Raw genomic sequence first — 16386 nt, forward strand, 5'->3', positions numbered from 1 at the left:
GATCGGGTGGAAATCCATGGTTCACCGTCCTGTTGGTGTTGCGCGAAACACGCCCTTACGCAAAAAAAGCGGCGCGCTGATGGCGTGGGTTCAATGTTCGGGTAGTGAACGCCGGGGGAACACCCCCCGGCGTTTCTTTTTTTCAGGCCACCAGGCCCTTGGTCAGCTCCAGCGCCTGTCGTTCGAACAGCCTGCGGTAGATGCCGTCATGGAGGCGGATCAGCGCCTGGTGGTCACCCTCTTCGACAATCCTGCCCTTGTCGAAGACGAGCAGCCGGTCCAGCGCCCTGACCGTGGACAGCCGATGGGCGATGACCAGCGTGGTGCGGCCGACCATTAGCCGTTCCATCGCCTGCTGGATCTGCACTTCGCTTTCGCTGTCGAGGCTGGAAGTGGCCTCGTCCAGTATCAACACCGGCGCATCCGCAAGGAAAGCACGGGCGATGGCGACACGCTGACGCTCGCCGCCCGACAGCTTGACGCCGCGCTCACCCACCATCGTCTCATATCCCTTGGGAAGGGACATGATGAAATCATGGGCGCTCGCCTGTTTCGCCGCCTGCTCGATCTGACGCCGCGTGGCGCCCGGTCGGCCATAGGCGATGTTTTCCGCCAGCGTGCGGTGGAACAGGATGGGCTCCTGCTGCACGATGGCGATCTGGCCGCGCAGGCTGGACTGCGTCACCCCGGCGACATTCTGGTCGTCGATGCGGATTTCGCCCGACTTGATGTCGTAAAGCCGCTGGATGAGCTTGACGAAGGTTGTCTTGCCCGAACCGGAATGCCCGACCAGGCCCACCCGTTCACCCGCCTTGATGGTGACCGAAAAGTCATCGTAAAGCGGCGTAGGATGCGCGCCATACTGGAAGGTGACGTGATCAAAGACGATCTCGCCCTTTCCGATCCTGATCGGTCCGGCGTCCGGCCTGTCCTCGATGCCGAGCGGCATCTTGTCCAGCAACACCAGCTCTTCCATGTCGTTGACGGCGCGTTGCAGGTTGCGGATATCCTGCCCCACATCGCGCAGATAACCCTGCAACACGAAGAACATCGCCAGCACGAAGGTAATGTCGCCCGGCGTCGCCAGTCCCTGTCGCCACATGATGAGGCCCGTACCCAGAATGCCTGCCTGCATGGAGACCATCATGAAGCTCTGGATCGTGCCGTTCAGCGTGCCGCGCTTCCATGTCCTGCGTGTGCGGTGATCCCACTTCACCAGCACATGGCCCAGGCGCGTTTCCTCGCGGGCCTCGGCGCCAAAGGCCTTGACCACTGAATTGCAGCTGATGGCGTCCGCCAGCGCGCCGCCAAGTCTGGTATCCCAGGCATTGGCAAGCCTTGCCGCCGGCGAAACATAGCCCATCGAAAGCCCCACGGTCACGCCGATATAGATCAGCGATCCGAGACCGACGATCAGGCCCATGACCGGCCAGTAGCTGCCGAGCACAATGGTGGCGCCCACCAGCATGACGATGGAAGGCAGAAGTGCGACCAGCAGAAGGTCGTTGAGCGAATCCAGCGCCCACATGCCGCGCGTGATCTTGCGCACCGTGGAGCCGGCGAAGCTGTTGGCATGCCAGTCGGTGGAGAAACGCTGCACCTTGTGGAAGCCGTTATTGGCGACATCCGCCATGATTTTCAGCGTCAGCCGGATGATGCCGTTGAAGATGAACCAGCGCAGCACAACGCTCACCAGCCCCAGAGACACCACGATGACAAAGGCGCGCAGCGCCTTATCTGCCCCGTTGCCGGCCTCGTCTCCACCGGCAATGGCATCGACGATCTGGCCGGAAAAGACCGGCACCATCACTTCAGCCAGCGTGCTGGCAATCACCAGAACGATGATGAAACCCACCAGCGCCGGCCGATGACGCCAATGGTTGAAAACAAAGCCGAGCACATGTCGATAGGCATCGGCGCGGAAATCGAGCTTCTTGCGAGTCATTTTTACCAGCCCAGCGCCCTATAATCGGCGACCGGTCCTCAAAACGGAAGTTGGATGGCACAGCCCGCGCGGGAGACGAAGTGATCCCGTCAGATCAATCGGGCTATGGGGGAAATAAAACCGCATGTCGGGCGCGCAATCGGCGGGCCGCGAATGGATATGACCTAGTGTCGGGTCATTCCCTGCGGGAGGGTTTCGAAGAATGCCGGTGTCATGCAACGCCTCCCTTTGTTCGATCTGACGCGGTAGCGAGACTTGTAACTCAACGGCCGGAGCTTGCCAAGCGGGTTTTTGCAACCGACTGGTGAGTGATGCGGAAACACCACACCAGCTGGATGCGCAAGCGGAAAGTCGAGATGGTATCGGCCATTACCGGTCATTCCATCTGCGCATTCTTGTCCTTGACCACCGGTCCCCCACTTGGCGATTGCCACCGCAACGTGGGCTTTCAGCTCATCCAGCGAAGGGCGACGATCCTGGCGCTGAAAATACGCCATGCGCGCGACAACCGCCGGAGCGGCGAAACCGGTGTGGGATCCTTTTCCGGATCGTAAGGACCTCACCGGGCCCTATGAGAAAGGCCCTCCCGAGGTGTGGAGGGCCTTGCCAGATCAGTATCTATAATAGTCGCGTCGGTCGCGATAATCCCTGCGGTCGCGCCACTCACGCCATTCCCGTCTGGCCTGACGCTCGCGCCATTCTCGGCGGGCTTCCCAGCGGTCGCGCCTGTCCCAGCCGCGCTCATAACGCGGTCCGTTCGGACGACAATAGCCGCGCGGGGTCAAATGGAAACCGCGTCCGCAGGCATAGTCCACCTTTTGAATGTGGGACGCCGAAGGTGCAGACGGTTGGCCGACAGGCGTGGCGTTCGCCCCGGTGCCGAACAGGGCGCCCAAAATCAGTCCGGCGGTTAAAATCATCTTGCGCATCTTATCTCCCTCCTTGTGGGATGAGAGGATTTAGCGCCCCGCCGCGTGAACTGCGGCTGAATGAATCGTGATCTTTTCGTGGCAGCAGACCACAGTTGCGCCGAACATAACGACCGCTGGACGGAACCCTGCACACGCTCGGACATTTACAGGTGCAAGCCAAACAAAATGGGAGAGCACCGATGGATTGGAATCGCGTTGAAGGTAACTGGAAGCAGATGAAGGGCAAGGTCAAGGAGCAGTGGGGAAAACTCACCGACGACGATCTTGACGTCATCAACGGCAAGCGCGAGCAGCTGGAAGGCAAGATTCAGGAGCGCTACGGCTACGAAAAGGACCGAGCCCGGAAAGATATTGACGACTGGTATGGTAGCCAGCGCTGGTAAGATCAAACCCCGCTTCATTCGGCGGGGTTTTTTTTGCGCGGAATTTACCTGTCCGCCGGCAACAGCCAAGACGGCGCCGATGACGATCAACAGAACCCCACCCATCTGAAGTGACGAACAACGGGCGGCCGAGGCGCTGCGTTTCTTGACAGCGGCAAACAGCCGAAGCCGACACACGTCATCCACAGGCCGGCACAAAACATCATGAATTCATCGATATAGGTTGCGATCACAACTTCCCTCCCTCCAATGCTACCGCGGTCATCCTACCTGCCCGGCAACGCCTCTGGTAGAGCCCGCGCGCTTTTGAACGACCACCCGGAGAATGCGTTTCGCGAAGGGTTAAGGTGTCTGTCGGCGGCAACCGTCACGAAAGCGTTATGTAAAGACTTTAGAAACGCCGCCGGCCCGTTCAAAAAATGCACGGCTGTGCAATGACCGGCCAGAGCCTTCCCCATCTTTGCGGAGTTAGCGCTCAGCAGTCCACTCGCGCCGAAAACATCGGAGACATAGATGAAACGCCGCACCTTTATGATGTCCGCCGCAGGCGCCGCCGCCGGTCTCGCCCTTGCACCGCGCATGAGCTTCGCCGCTCCGGGCACGATCGACTGGTACACCAGTTCGGATACCAATATCCTCGATTTCTGGTCCAATACAATCAAGCCCGCCTTTGAAGCCGCCAATCCCGGCATGAAGCTCAATCTCGTCGATGCCGGCGACAGCGCCGGCATAATCGCCATCGGTGAGCGCGCCATCGCCGCAAAGCAAACGGGCACCGATCCGCAGGCCGATTATTTCGAAACGGCCGATCCGCTGCTTCCCACCGGCGCCATCGAGGCCGGCATCTATGTGAACATGGCGAAAGCCGACCTCTCCAACTATTCGCGCGTCAATCCGCTTGCCATCCGCAGCGAATACAGCCTGCCCTATCGCGGCAGCCAGGTGCTGCTCGCCTATGACACCAGCAAACTGAAGCCGACGGACGCGCCGAAGACCTGGGATGAGCTCGTCAAATGGATCAAGGCCAATCCCGGCCAGTTCGTCTATAACCGTCCCGACAAGGGCGGCTCCGGCGGCAACTTCGTCCGCCGCGCCATCCACCAGGCCAACGGCCTCGACCCCAAGGCCTTCACGGTCGACAATTACACCCAGGAAGCCGGCGACAAGGCTCTCGGCAAGGCATGGGCGCTGCTGAACGATATCGCCCCGTCGCTCTATGACAAAGGTGCATACTCCTCCGGCAACACGCAGTCGCTGCAGCTTCTTTCGCAGGGCGTCGTCACCATGACCCCCGTCTGGTCCGATCAGGTGCTGAAGGCCATCGATCAGGGCGTTCTGCCGCAGGAAACAGGCCTCGTCCAGCTTCAGGACTTGGCGCTTTGCGGTGATTTCTCGCGCGCCGTGGTGCTTGCAAACGGCGCCAATCGCGACGCTGCCCTAAAGCTGGCCAATTTCGTGCTGTCGGAAGAAATTCAGGGCGCGATCCTTACCGAACTCGGCGGTTTCCCCGGCGTTTCCTGGGACTATGTGCCGGCCGAACTGCGCAAGCGCTTCGCCGACATCATCCCGCAGACCATCCCGACCTTCCCGGCCGGCAAATGGGAAACCGCCATCAATGACGGCTGGTATCGCAACGTCGCTCCCAACGTCGACCGCAAGTCGTGACCGAGGTTGCGGAAGGAGCGGTTCGCCCGCTCATAGACAATACGGCAGGCAGGAGGCCAATCGGCCTCCTGCTCGTCGCCATCCCCGTCTTCCTGATCGTCTGGCTGGTCATCTGGCCTGCCCTCAACGCCATCGGCCGCACCGTCTGGCGCACCGGAGCGAGCGGCGAGACGGGTTTCGACCTTTCGAGCTACATCTTCTTCTTCTCGGACCGCTACAGCCTCGATAATCTTGCCGTGACGCTGTGGACGACAATGGTCTGCGCGATCCTCCTGCTGATGATCTGCCTGCCGATCGCGCTTTACCTGCGCTTTTCGCAAGGCCGCCTTTCGGCTTATGTGCAGGCGCTCGCCATCTTCCCCATGTTCGTGCCTTCCATCATCCTCGCCTTCGCCTTCATCCGCGTCCTCGGGCCTAACGGCATGGTGGACATATTGCTCAATGCGGTCGACCTGCCGAAAATCCGCACGCCCTATCTCACTCCGTGGGGGCCGGTCATCGGTCTTGTCTGGGATAATATTCCGCTGACCGTTCTTATCCTGCTCGCGGGACTCGGCAGCGTCGCCAACCAGTCGGTGGAGGCGGCGCGGGATGTGGGCGCAAACGCGCTTCAGGTCTTTTGGCACATCATCCTGCCCCGCATTTCCAATTCCATTCTCGTGGCGCTTTCCTTTTCAGTGCTCGGTATTTTTTCCTCCTTCACCCTGCCCTATCTTCTCGGACCGGCTTCTCCCGAAATGCTCGGCCCCTTCATGCAGCGCACGCTGCGCGAAGTGCAGGATCCCATCGGCGCCATGACCCAGGCCGTCATCGCTTTCGGTTTCTGCATTGCCTTCGGCCTGTTCTACGTGCGTTCGGTCGCACGCAACCAGGGGAAATAACATGACGACCCTTTCACCGGCGCGAACGCGCATGGATTGGCCCGGCATATTTTTCGCCACCCTTCTAACCGTCGCCATCGTCGGGCCGCTGCTTGTGGTGGGCACCTGGGCATTCACCGAGGTCTGGCGTTTTCCCAACGTCATTCCCCAGCAATTCGGTTTCCGCTTCTGGGGCCAGACGCTGGGCCGCGCCGATGTGTGGAACGCGTTGATGCTGAGCCTGCGGCTGACAACGGTGGTAACGCTGCTTTCAGCGGTGATCTGCCTTCCCGCCGCCTATGCCTTTGCGCGCATGAGTTTTCCCGGCCGCAACCTGCTGTTTTTCTCCTTTCTTGCCGGCCACGCCTTCCCGAAATTCGGGCTTCTTGTGGCGATTGCCGCCATTTTCCTCCAGCTCGACCTCATCGGCACCTTCTGGGGCGTCGTTCTCATCCAGCTCGTCGGCACGCTGATGTTCATGATCTGGATTCCGGTGGCGGCATTTCAGGCCGTCGACCGGCGCATGGAAGAGGCGGCCCGCGATGTCGGCGCCAGTCCGCTCAGGGTCTTCTGGTCGATTACGCTGCCGCAGGCGGGACCGACCATCGCTGCCGCCGTGCTGCTGAGCTTCGTTGGCACTTTTTACGAGACGGAAGGCGCATGGCTGATCGGTGCACCGGGCATTCGAACGATGCCGGTGCTGATGATCAGTTACATCAACAACCAGATGGTCATCCAGTATGGCGCGGTCCTGTCCGTCCTGCTGTGGGCGCCGTCCTTCATTGCCCTCATGTTCGCCCGCCGCGTCATCGGTGGCGGCGCATTCGCCCGCGGTTTCGGCGGTTAGGAAATCATCATGTCCGTACTTCACATCCGCCAGGTTACGAAAACCTATTCCGGCGAGACCAATGCCGTCGACAGTTTTTCGCTCGATGTCGCCGATGGTGAACTCGTATGCCTTCTCGGCCCCTCCGGTTCGGGCAAATCGACGCTGCTGCGCATGGTCGGCGGTTTCGAGCAGCCGACGGGCGGACAGATCTCCATCGATGGCGAAGATGTCACGCATCTGCCGCCGGAGCGACGGCCGACCGGTATGGTGTTTCAGAGCCACGCGCTCTGGAGCCACATGAATGTCTTCAAGAACCTCGCTTTCGGCCTCAAGCTGCGCCGCATGCCGGCTGCCGTTATCAGAGAGAAAGTGGAGGCGGTGCTCGAACTCGTCGGGCTTTCCGGTTTTGGCGAGCGCGCCACCGGCCAGCTTTCCGGCGGCCAACAGCAGCGGGTGGCGCTTGCCCGCTCGCTGGTTCTCGAACCGAAAATACTCCTGCTCGACGAACCCTTCGCCAGCCTCGACCAGCATCTGCGCGAGCGGTTACGGGAGGAAGTGCGCGATATCCAGCAGCGCCTCGGTATCACCACGCTGTTCGTCACCCACGGTCAGGATGAGGCCCTTTCCATGGCCGACCGCATCGTCGTGATGGCGAACGGCAAGACCGAACAGATCGACCGGCCGAATGTGATCTACCGCGAACCGCAGACCCCGTTCGTCGCCGGCTTCATCGGCACCATGAACCTGATAGAAGGCGCAGTTTCAGACGGAAATTTCGTGCGGGCCGATTTCAGCTTGCCGCTTCCCGTCTCCGACGGACCGGCCATTCTCGCCGTTCGCCCGGAAGCCATCGATCTGACGATCTCCGAAACGCGGCAAGCAAGTGTGCACCGGGTGACCGATTACGGCACCCACGGGCTTGTCGACCTTGATCTCGCCGATGGTACAAGGATCAAATCCATGGTCGCCCACCCGGATATGTTCCAGACGGGACAGGGCGTGCAGATTTCGCCCCGTGCCGTCACGGCCTATCGCGACAACCGCCCAATCTACCGGAGCTGACATGAACCAGCCGATCCTTATCGACCGCGACGGCCACAGAACATGGCTCAAGTGGCATCGCGCCCGGCGTCGTGCCGAAGATCCGGTCTTCACCGGCGAGCGTATCATCGAGGCGATGCGGCTTGGCGCAAGCATCGAGGTCGATCTCGTCATCCATGCCGATCACGGCTGCGCCGTTTTGCATGACCGGACGCTGGAGCGGGAAACCACCGGCACCGGCCGGGTGCGCGATACATCCGCCGCCGCCCTGCGCCAGCTCCACCTGCGCGACAATGACGGCCACCCCATCGATGCGAAGGTCATGCTGCTCGAAGACCTTTGCGCCCTGCTTGCCGAGGGCGCCGTTCACCCCGACGCCCTGCTCCAGCTCGATTTCAAGGAAGACCGGCAGGCGCTCACCCCGCAGGTGGTCGCCGGTTTCGGGGCGAGCGTTTCGCCCATAGCAAGCTCGGTGATCCTGTCGGGCGGCGATTTCGACGCCATCGCCATGCTGGCCGGTTCAGCGCCGGGACTTCGCACCGGATACGATCCCTGCCACCGCGGCACGCTAGCTGCACTGAAGGCAAGCGGAAACTATCCGGGCTTCATCGAAGATGCCCTTGCCACCGCGCCCAATGCCGGGATGATCTATCTCGACTACGAGATCGTGCTTGCTGCCGAGGATGCCGGTGTCGATATCATCGCCCCCATACATGCCGCCGGCCGCCGGGTCGACGCCTGGACGATCAACAGCGTCACACCGCAATCCATAGAACAGGTGAAACGCCTTTTGCGGCTTAAGGTGGACCAGATCACCACCGATGATCCGGAAGGGCTCGCCGAGGTTTTCAACCGATGATAGTCAATTATACCACCATCCTCGACCATATGGTCGCAACCGCCCGCGAGGCCGGCGCATTGACGCTCGACCATTTCAGGCGCTTCCGCGACATCGAAATCGGCGTCAAGGGACCGGGGGATTTCGTTTCCGATGCGGACCGGGATTCCGAAACGTTGATCCGCGAGCGCCTGCTCGGCCAATATCCCTGGGGACTGACCGGTGAGGAATTCGCACCCGTCGAAGGGGCGGATCAGGATCACCGCTGGCTGGTCGACCCGATCGACGGCACCACCAATTTCCTCTTCGGCCACCACTACACCATCACCATCGCGCTTCGCCGCGGTAGTGAAACGATCTGCGGGCTGGTCTATAATCCAGTTTCAGACGAGATGTTCACCGCGATCAAGGGAGACGGCGCCTATCTCAACGGCGAGCGCCTGCAGGTCAATGCCAGCACCGATGTCGCCCTGATGTGCGTCGGCACCGGCCTGCCCACGCCCAATCTCCAGCTTTATCCCGGCGCCTATCAGCGCCTCGACGCCATTCGTGCGCCTATCGGCGCGGTCCGCGTGGTCGGCAGCGCCGCAAATTCCTGCGCTTACGTCGCATGCGGCCGGCTGACCGGCTATTACGAGGAAACGGGCTTCGTGGACACGGCAGCCGGCATTCTGCTGGTGCAGGAGGCCGGCGGCATCGTGACCGACTGGTGGGGCCGCGGACCGGAGTTCTATGAAAAGACCGGTACGCTAATCGTCGCCAATGCCGCGACCCATGCCTATCTCATGGAGCACCTGCGCGGCGTTCCGCCCAAGAACCCCTGACGAACGAATTCTTTTTCGAAGCGTTCAGTGCCTCTTCTCAGGCCACCTGCACCAGGTGGCCGGGCGAAACGGTCCTGTAGTTCCGCACCGGTGTTTCATATCCCACTGCCCGTATCGGGCTTTTCAGCTCGTCATTGGATATGCCGCGCCTTATCCCGCGCCTTGCCGGATCAGGCACGGGCACGGCGGCCATGAGCTTTTTCGTATAGGGATGCTGCGGATTGTCGAAAACCGCCGCACGCGGCCCGATCTCCACGATCTCCCCGAGATACATCACCGCCACACGATGGCTGACGCGCTCCACCACCGCCATGTCATGCGAAATGAACAGGAAAGCGAGGTTGAGGCTCTGTTGCAGGTCGAGCAGCAGGTTGCAGACCTGCGCCTTGATCGAAACATCGAGCGCCGAGACGCTTTCATCGGCAACGATGACCTTGGGATCGAGGGCCAGCGCACGGGCAATCGCGATGCGCTGGCGCTGGCCGCCGGAAAACTCATGAGGGTAGCGGCTGGCCATATCGGCGGACAGACCCACCTTTTCGAGAAGATCGGCAGTCTTTTCCTTCGCCTGTCTGGTGTTGCCCAGTTTGTGCTTGATAAAGGGCTCGGAAATCGCCGTGCCCACCGTCATGCGCGGATTGAGCGACGAGAACGGGTCCTGAAAGATCATCTGCACGGATTTGCGCATATTGCGCAGGCCGACCGTATCGAGCCTCATCACATCGTACCCGTCGAGCGACACGTCGCCGGCCGTCGGTTCCACAAGCCGCATGATCGAGCGCCCGGTGGTTGATTTTCCGCAGCCGGATTCCCCCACCAGCGACAGCGTTTCCCCCTGAAACAGATCGAAGGACACGTTTTCCACCGCATGGACCGCGCCCGTCTGGCGCGCCAGCAGCCCGGAGCGGACGGCAAAACGCGTCACCAGGTTCTTGACCGATAGAACCGGCGTCTGCCCACTCGCAACTGTCCCGGCCACTTCCTGCGGCTCGCTCGAAAGGCCGGTTTTCATGTCGAGCACCGGAAACCGTGTCGGCCATTGCCGGTCGCGCATCGAGCCGAGCTTCGGCACCGCCGAAAGCAGCGCCCGTGTATAGGGGTGCTTACCGCACCGGAAGATGTCTTCCGTCGGTCCGGTCTCGACCTCATCGCCACGATACATCACGATCGTCCGGTCGGCGATTTCGGCCACCACGCCCATGTCATGGGTGATGAAAAGGACCGACATGCCCTCCTCTTCCCGCAGCAGCTTGATCAGATCGAGGATCTGCCCCTGAATGGTGACGTCGAGCGCCGTCGTCGGCTCGTCGGCGATCAGCAGTTTCGGCCGTGAGGCAAGCGCCATGGCGATCATCACCCGCTGGCGCATGCCGCCGGAAAACTGGTGAGGATATTCATCGAAACGACCGGAGGCGTTTGGAATGCGAACCTTTTCCAGAAGCCGCACCGTCTCCGCCCGCGCCTCCTGCTTCGAAAGCCCCTTGTGCCGGATGAGTACTTCAGAAATCTGGCGGCCGATGGTGAAGATCGGATTGAGCGAGGTCATCGGCTCCTGGAAGATCATCGAGATATCGTTGCCGCGCACACCGCGCATTTCCCTTTCGGAAAGCGCAAGAAGATCGCGCCCGTTGAGCAGCACCTCCCCCTCGATCCGGCTGGAGGCCGGGGCGAGCAGGCGCATGAGAGACAGCGACGTCACCGATTTGCCGGAGCCGGATTCCCCGACAATCGCGACGGTTTCGCCAGGCGCGACATCGAAGAACACGTTGCGCACGACGCTCTTCCACACGCCATCCACGAGGAAGGAGGTGGTGAGGTTACGGACGGAAAGGACGGGTCTTGTCTCCATGGTGTCACCGCCCTACCGCGTAGGCCTGCATCAGCCGCGGTGTCGCGGCGGCGCGCAGCAGGCCGTCCGCATCGCGGCGCGCGGCGGTGAGCCGCCCGACCGACCATGCATCGGCAACCGTGACGCGGTGCCCGCGACGGCGAAGCTCCTGCAAGGTCGCCTCGCCCACGGTGCTTTCCACGGTGATTTCGCCCGGCGAACGGGTGCGCGGATAAAACGACCCCGGAAAATGCGCGGTGTGGAACAGCGGCATGTCGATGGCGGCCTGCAGGTTCTTGCCGTGATGGGCATAACGCAGGAAGAAGGGCAATTGCCACTGATCCTGCTGATCGCCGCCTGGCGTGCCGAACACCATGGAGGGACGCCCCTGATGAAGCGCAAGCGAAGGCGTCAGCGTGGTGCGCGGTCGTTTGCCCGGTGCAAGCGAGGTTGGCAGGCCGTCCTTCAGCCAGAACATCTGGGCGCGGGAATTGAGCGCGAAACCGAGGCCGGGCACGATGGGAGAGGATTGCAGCCAGCCGCCCGAAGGCGTGGTGGAGACCATGTTGCCCCAGCGGTCAATGACATCGATATGCACCGTATCGCCGCGCTTCTCCGTCAGATGCGACATGGTCGGCTCGTAGACCGTGCCGGCGCCGCTCATCTCGGCCAGCATGGCCATGGTGGCGTCCACCTGCTTTTCGTAACCCGGCACAGTGCCGGGGCGCAGCTCCAGCGAGGCCTCGCCGCTTATCAGCGCACGGCGTCCGACATTGTAGCCTTCCGACAGGAGATATTCCGTCGGGATCTGCCCGAATTCCGGATCGCCGTAATAGACTTCGCGGTCGGCATAAGCGAGCTTCATGGCTTCGACGATGGTGTGGATGAAATCGGGACCGGACGGGTCCATGGCCGCAATGTCGAAGCCTTTCAGAAGCGCAAGCGACTGCAGCAGAACCGGACCCTGTCCCCAGGCCGGCGTCTTGGCAATCGTCCAATCTTGATAGTCGAGCGTCTGGGGCGCTTCGACCATCGCGCTCCAGTCCGCCATATCCTGCGCCGCTAACACGCCCTTGTGCCGCGCGCCGCTGGCGTCCATGACTTCCGCAGTCCTCACGTAACGGTCGATAGCTTCCGCAACGAAACCCCGATAGAAGGCGTCGCGCGCCGCCTCGATCTGGTTTTCGCGGCCGGAACGCGCTTCGGCTTCGGTGATAATCCGCTGATAGGTCGCAGCCAGAACCGGATTGCGGAAATTGGCGTGAGGCTCGGGTGCGGCACCACCCGGCAACCACGTCTCATGGGAGGTCGGCCATTCCTTCTCGAAGAAATCGGCCAGCCCCTTGATGGTGGCGGAGACACGCGGCAGCGTTGGATGCCCCTGTTCAGCATAATAGATTGCGGGTTCCAGCACGTCGCGCACGCTCATGGTGCCATAATCGCGCAGCATCAGCATCCAGCCGTCGAAAGCGCCGGGAATGACGGTGGCCAGCAGCCCGTCGCCGGGGATCAGCTTCAGCCCTTCCGACGTGTAATGTTCGATCGTCGCACCGCTCGGGGCCGGGCCCTGGGCGCAGATGACTTCCACCTTGTCCTTCTTTTTCGAATAAAACACGGCGGGCATATCTCCGCCCGGACCGCAAAGATGCGGCTCGACGATCTGGAGGACGAAACCGGTGGCGACGGCCGCGTCAAAAGCATTGCCGCCTTTTTCGAGGATCGCCATGCCGACGGCCGACGCGATCCAGTGGGTTGAGGTGACGACGCCGAAGGTTCCAAGGATTTCAGGGCGTGTGGTGAATTCATTCATTCCGATATTCCTTGTAAAAAATTATGCTTCGCGCGGATCGAGCGCATCACGCAGGCCGTCGCCCAGAAGATTGAAGCCGATGACGACGAGGAAGATGGCGATGCCGGGCCACATCGTCATCCACGGCGCCTGGCTGAGGAAATTCTTTGCAGTATTCAGCATCGAGCCCCAGGAGGGCGCAGGCGCCTGCTGGCCAAGCCCGAGAAAAGAGAGGCTCGCCTCAGCGATAATGGCGGTCGCAACGGTCAGGGTCGCCTGCACGATGATAGGGGCAAAAACATTCGGCAGGATGTAACGCGTCATGATGTCGATGTGGTTGAGGCCGATGGACCTTGCGCCTTCGACATAGTCTTCGGTTTTGACCGCCAGCACCTGCCCGCGCGTCAGGCGCACGAAAATCGGCATGGCGGAAAGACCGATGGCGATCATCGCATTGGTGAGGCTCGGGCCAAGGAAGGCAGCAAGCGCGATTGCCATGATGAGGAACGGCATGGCCAGCAACGCTTCGGTGATGCGGGATATGACCATATCCACCCAGCCGCCGAAATAACCTGAAATCAGGCCAAAGGGCACGCCAATGACCACGGCGATCATCACCGAGACCACGCCCGCCATCAGCGAGGCGCGCGCGCCATAGATCATGCGGGAAAGGATGTCTCGGCCGAGATCGTCGGTGCCGAGCCAATGGGCGGCCGAGGGGGCCTTGCGGATGGCCGACCAGCTGGTCGCCACCGGATCGGCAATCGGAAGGATCGGCGCGGCAATGGCAAGAACGGCGAAAAACAGCACGATAGCCATGCCGGCAAGCGCCGATTTGTTGCGCTTCATCTTTTTCCAGGCGCGGCTTTCCTGCCGCGTTACCGCTACGGAGAGGTTTTGATCGAGAACGGTCATGATATCGGTGCCTCAGATCGTCGCCCTGAGGCGGGGGTTGAGCAGGACATAGGCAATGTCGGCCAGAAGGTTCATGAGGATGAAGCCGACGGCGGTGCAAAGAACGATGCCCTGCACGACGGCATAGTCGCGGGTGAACACCGCGTCGACCGTCATCTTGCCGAAGCCGGGAATGGTGAAAATCTGCTCCGTCAGCACCGCCCCGGCCAGCAATTCGCCGAAGAGCAGCGCCAGAAGCGTGATAACGGGCAGAAGCGCATTGCGGAAACTATGCGACAGGATGATCTCGCGCGGCGAAAGACCCTTGGCTCGGGCAGTGCGGATATAGTCGGAACTGAGCACCGCCACCATCGCCGACCGGGTATGGCGCATCAGCGTTGCCGCAAGCGCGTTGCCCAGCACGAAGGCGGGCATGATCATGGTTTCGATGGAGCGCACGGGATCGACAAAGATCGATTCATAACCGGATGCCGGCAACCACCCGAGTTTGACCGACACCAGCAGGATCAGCATGATGCCGAGCCAGAAATTCGGGATAGAGAGGCCGGAAAGCGCAACAATATTGGCCGCGTAATCGATCCAGGTGTTCTTCTTGACGGCGGCGAGAATACCGATCGGAATGCCGATGACCATAGCAAAGAACATCGCCATCACCGCAAGCTGAATGGTGACCGGCAGCTTCTGACCGATGAGTTCCAGCACTGGCTGGTTTGTGCGCAGCGAAATTCCGAAATCGCCCGTCACGACGCCGCCCAGCCAGTTGACATATTGCAGCGGAACCGGGTCGTTCAGGCGATATTTCTCACGCAGGAATTCAATCGTCGCCGGATCGCGCTCTTCGCCAGCCATGGCGAGAACCGGATCTCCCGGCAGCAGTTTTTGCAGCGAGAACACGAAAATGGAGATGATCAGTAGCGTCGGGATAGCGACCAGCAGTCGCTTGCCGATATAAACAGGCATGGCGTGGCCCTCGTTCGTGCCAATTCGTGAGGGCCGCACGGCAGGGCCGTGCGGCGCATGCGACGTGTTCAGTCCTTGGAGACGCCGAGAAGGCGGATCATACCGTCCGGCGATGGCGCCCAGCCCTTGACCTTGTTGGAAATGGCGTAGGCATAGGGCTGGTGACCAAGATAGATGATCGGCATGTCATCGTTGAGGATGACGCTGGCGGCATCGTATTTTTCCTTGCGCACTGCATCTTCGGTCGAGGCGCGGGCCTCGTTGAGCAGCTTGTCGACCTCAGGATTGCAATATTTCACATCGTTGATGCCGCCCTTGCAGGTGACGAACTGATGCAGGTTGCCATCCGGATCGATGCGTCCCGACCAGTCGGAACGGCTGAGCTGATAATTGCCGGCGGTCTGCTCGGAAAGAAGCGTGGCAAATTCCGTGGCCTTCAGGGTGACGTTGAAGCCGGCTTCCGCGACCATAGACTGGATGACCTGCATCATCTGCGTCTGCGTCGTGTTGTTGGCGTGCTGAAGCTCGACGTCGAGCTTTTCGTAACCCGCCTCCTTCATCAGTTGCTTGGCCTTGTCGATATCGCGCGCCGGCACAGGAAGGTTCCGGTTGAACCATGGGCTTGTGGGCGGGAAGGCCTGATTGCCTGCCTTTGACGTGCCCTCGAAGACGATCTGGCCGATCGCTTCCCGGTCAATCGCATAGGAAAAGGCCTGACGCAGGCGCTTGTCCTTGCCGAGCGGATTATCCGCGCGGGGGCCGTTGTTGATGTTGACATACATGGCCATGTAGCCCGGACCGATGACATCCGCATAGGTCAGATTGGCGTCGTTCTTCACGGACTCGGCATCGGAGGCCGCGATGCGTTCGGCGATATCGAGGTCTCCCGAGCGAAGATTGGCAAGCTTCACGGTCGTATCCGGGATCGGCAGATAAACGACCCTGTCAACCAGAATTTTGTCCTTGTCCCAATAATCGGCGAATTTCTCGAGCACGATGCGATCCTGCTGGATGCGCTCGACGAATTTGAACGGTCCGGCGCAGACCGGCTTCGAACCGAAATTGGCGCCCAGTTCCTTGGCCGCCTTCGGCGCGACGATCATACCGGCGCGGTCGGAAAGCTGCGCCAGCAGGGTGACATCCGGCGTCTTCAGGGTGAATTTCACTTCAAGCGGCGCGGTGGCCTCGACCTTTTCGATCGAGGAAAGCTCACTCTTGCGGCGGGATTCCGGCAAGGTCATGTTGCGCTCGATGGTGGCCACGACAGCCGCCGCATCCAGCGTCTCGCCGTCGTGGAATTTCACGCCGTCGCGGATTTTCATCGTCAGCACCTTGCCGCCGTCGGACCAGGCCCATTCGGTGGCAAGCTGGGGGACGATCTTCATGTCCTGCGAGATATCGACGAGCTTGTCGCACATGGCGGTGTAAACGATACGCCCGACGAAGGTGCGCGATTGCGCGGGGTCTAACACGTCGGCGTCGTCATTAAGGCCGATACGCAGTTCGGACGAGATCGCCGGCGCGGACAGGAATGCACCGGCCAACAGGGCGGCGGTCAATGTCTTGATCTTCTTCAT

The 16386-nt window shown here is 61.1% G+C and carries 14 protein-coding genes; 7 read left to right on the forward strand and 7 right to left on the reverse strand.

Annotated elements, in window-relative coordinates; genetic code table 11:
• Positions 1 to 142 precede the first annotated feature (142 nt).
• Positions 143 to 1945 carry an ABC transporter ATP-binding protein gene (locus AGR1_RS20780; RefSeq protein WP_149148092.1) on the reverse strand — a complete coding sequence of 601 codons (1803 nt, stop codon included), beginning with the start codon at positions 1943 to 1945 and terminating at the stop codon, positions 143 to 145.
• A gap of 611 nt (positions 1946 to 2556) precedes the next feature.
• Entirely contained in the window at positions 2557 to 2874 is a 318-nt protein-coding gene (locus tag AGR1_RS20785) for a hypothetical protein (RefSeq protein WP_080793469.1), read from the reverse strand.
• 182 nt (positions 2875 to 3056) lie between these two features.
• On the opposite strand from AGR1_RS20785, the gene AGR1_RS20790 reads away from it, so the two are divergent.
• The 7 genes from AGR1_RS20790 to AGR1_RS20820 all read left to right on the forward strand — a co-directional run bounded on the left by AGR1_RS20790 (position 3057) and on the right by AGR1_RS20820 (position 9317).
• Positions 3057 to 3260 (forward strand): CsbD family protein, encoded by a 204-nt coding sequence (locus AGR1_RS20790; protein WP_149148093.1) that lies wholly within the window; start codon positions 3057 to 3059, stop codon positions 3258 to 3260.
• Between the two features lie 513 nt (positions 3261 to 3773).
• Positions 3774 to 4925, forward strand: a complete 1152-nt coding sequence (locus AGR1_RS20795) for an extracellular solute-binding protein (protein WP_137411119.1) — start codon at positions 3774 to 3776, stop codon at positions 4923 to 4925.
• A gap of 32 nt (positions 4926 to 4957) precedes the next feature.
• The gene (locus tag AGR1_RS20800) at positions 4958 to 5806 is read left to right on the forward strand and encodes an ABC transporter permease subunit (protein WP_245307129.1); all 849 of its coding nucleotides are present in this window, start codon (positions 4958 to 4960) and stop codon (positions 5804 to 5806) included.
• Position 5807: 1 nt separating this feature from the next.
• A complete protein-coding gene (locus AGR1_RS20805; RefSeq protein ID WP_077983874.1) occupies positions 5808 to 6632 on the forward strand; it encodes an ABC transporter permease subunit in 825 nt (274 codons plus the stop codon).
• Between the two features lie 9 nt (positions 6633 to 6641).
• Complete coding sequence (locus tag AGR1_RS20810) at positions 6642 to 7676, forward strand: ABC transporter ATP-binding protein (RefSeq protein ID WP_149148095.1); 1035 nt, start codon at positions 6642 to 6644, stop codon at positions 7674 to 7676.
• Between the two features lies 1 nt (position 7677).
• A complete protein-coding gene (locus AGR1_RS20815; protein ID WP_149148096.1) occupies positions 7678 to 8514 on the forward strand; it encodes a glycerophosphodiester phosphodiesterase family protein in 837 nt (278 codons plus the stop codon).
• Positions 8511 to 9317: an inositol monophosphatase family protein gene (locus AGR1_RS20820; protein WP_149148097.1), complete on the forward strand. Its 807-nt coding sequence runs from the start codon at positions 8511 to 8513 to the stop codon at positions 9315 to 9317. Before AGR1_RS20815 ends, AGR1_RS20820 begins: the two co-directional genes overlap by 4 nt.
• A gap of 37 nt (positions 9318 to 9354) precedes the next feature.
• On the opposite strand, the gene AGR1_RS20825 is transcribed toward AGR1_RS20820, so the two are convergent.
• The 5 genes from AGR1_RS20825 to AGR1_RS20845 form a co-directional block, all read right to left on the reverse strand.
• Positions 9355 to 11166 (reverse strand): ABC transporter ATP-binding protein, encoded by a 1812-nt coding sequence (locus tag AGR1_RS20825; RefSeq protein ID WP_149148098.1) that lies wholly within the window; start codon positions 11164 to 11166, stop codon positions 9355 to 9357.
• Positions 11167 to 11170: 4 nt separating this feature from the next.
• A complete protein-coding gene (locus AGR1_RS20830; protein ID WP_149148099.1) occupies positions 11171 to 12955 on the reverse strand; it encodes a gamma-glutamyltransferase family protein in 1785 nt (594 codons plus the stop codon).
• 21 nt (positions 12956 to 12976) lie between these two features.
• Positions 12977 to 13849, reverse strand: a complete 873-nt coding sequence (locus AGR1_RS20835; protein WP_162520594.1) for an ABC transporter permease — start codon at positions 13847 to 13849, stop codon at positions 12977 to 12979.
• Positions 13850 to 13861: 12 nt separating this feature from the next.
• A complete protein-coding gene (locus tag AGR1_RS20840; RefSeq protein ID WP_077983880.1) occupies positions 13862 to 14809 on the reverse strand; it encodes an ABC transporter permease in 948 nt (315 codons plus the stop codon).
• 68 nt (positions 14810 to 14877) lie between these two features.
• Positions 14878 to 16386 carry an ABC transporter substrate-binding protein gene (locus tag AGR1_RS20845; RefSeq protein ID WP_149148100.1) on the reverse strand — a complete coding sequence of 503 codons (1509 nt, stop codon included), beginning with the start codon at positions 16384 to 16386 and terminating at the stop codon, positions 14878 to 14880.

The sequence above is a fragment of the Agrobacterium sp. B1(2019) genome, assembly GCF_008274755.1.
Classification (GTDB): Bacteria; Pseudomonadota; Alphaproteobacteria; order Rhizobiales; family Rhizobiaceae; genus Agrobacterium; species Agrobacterium salinitolerans.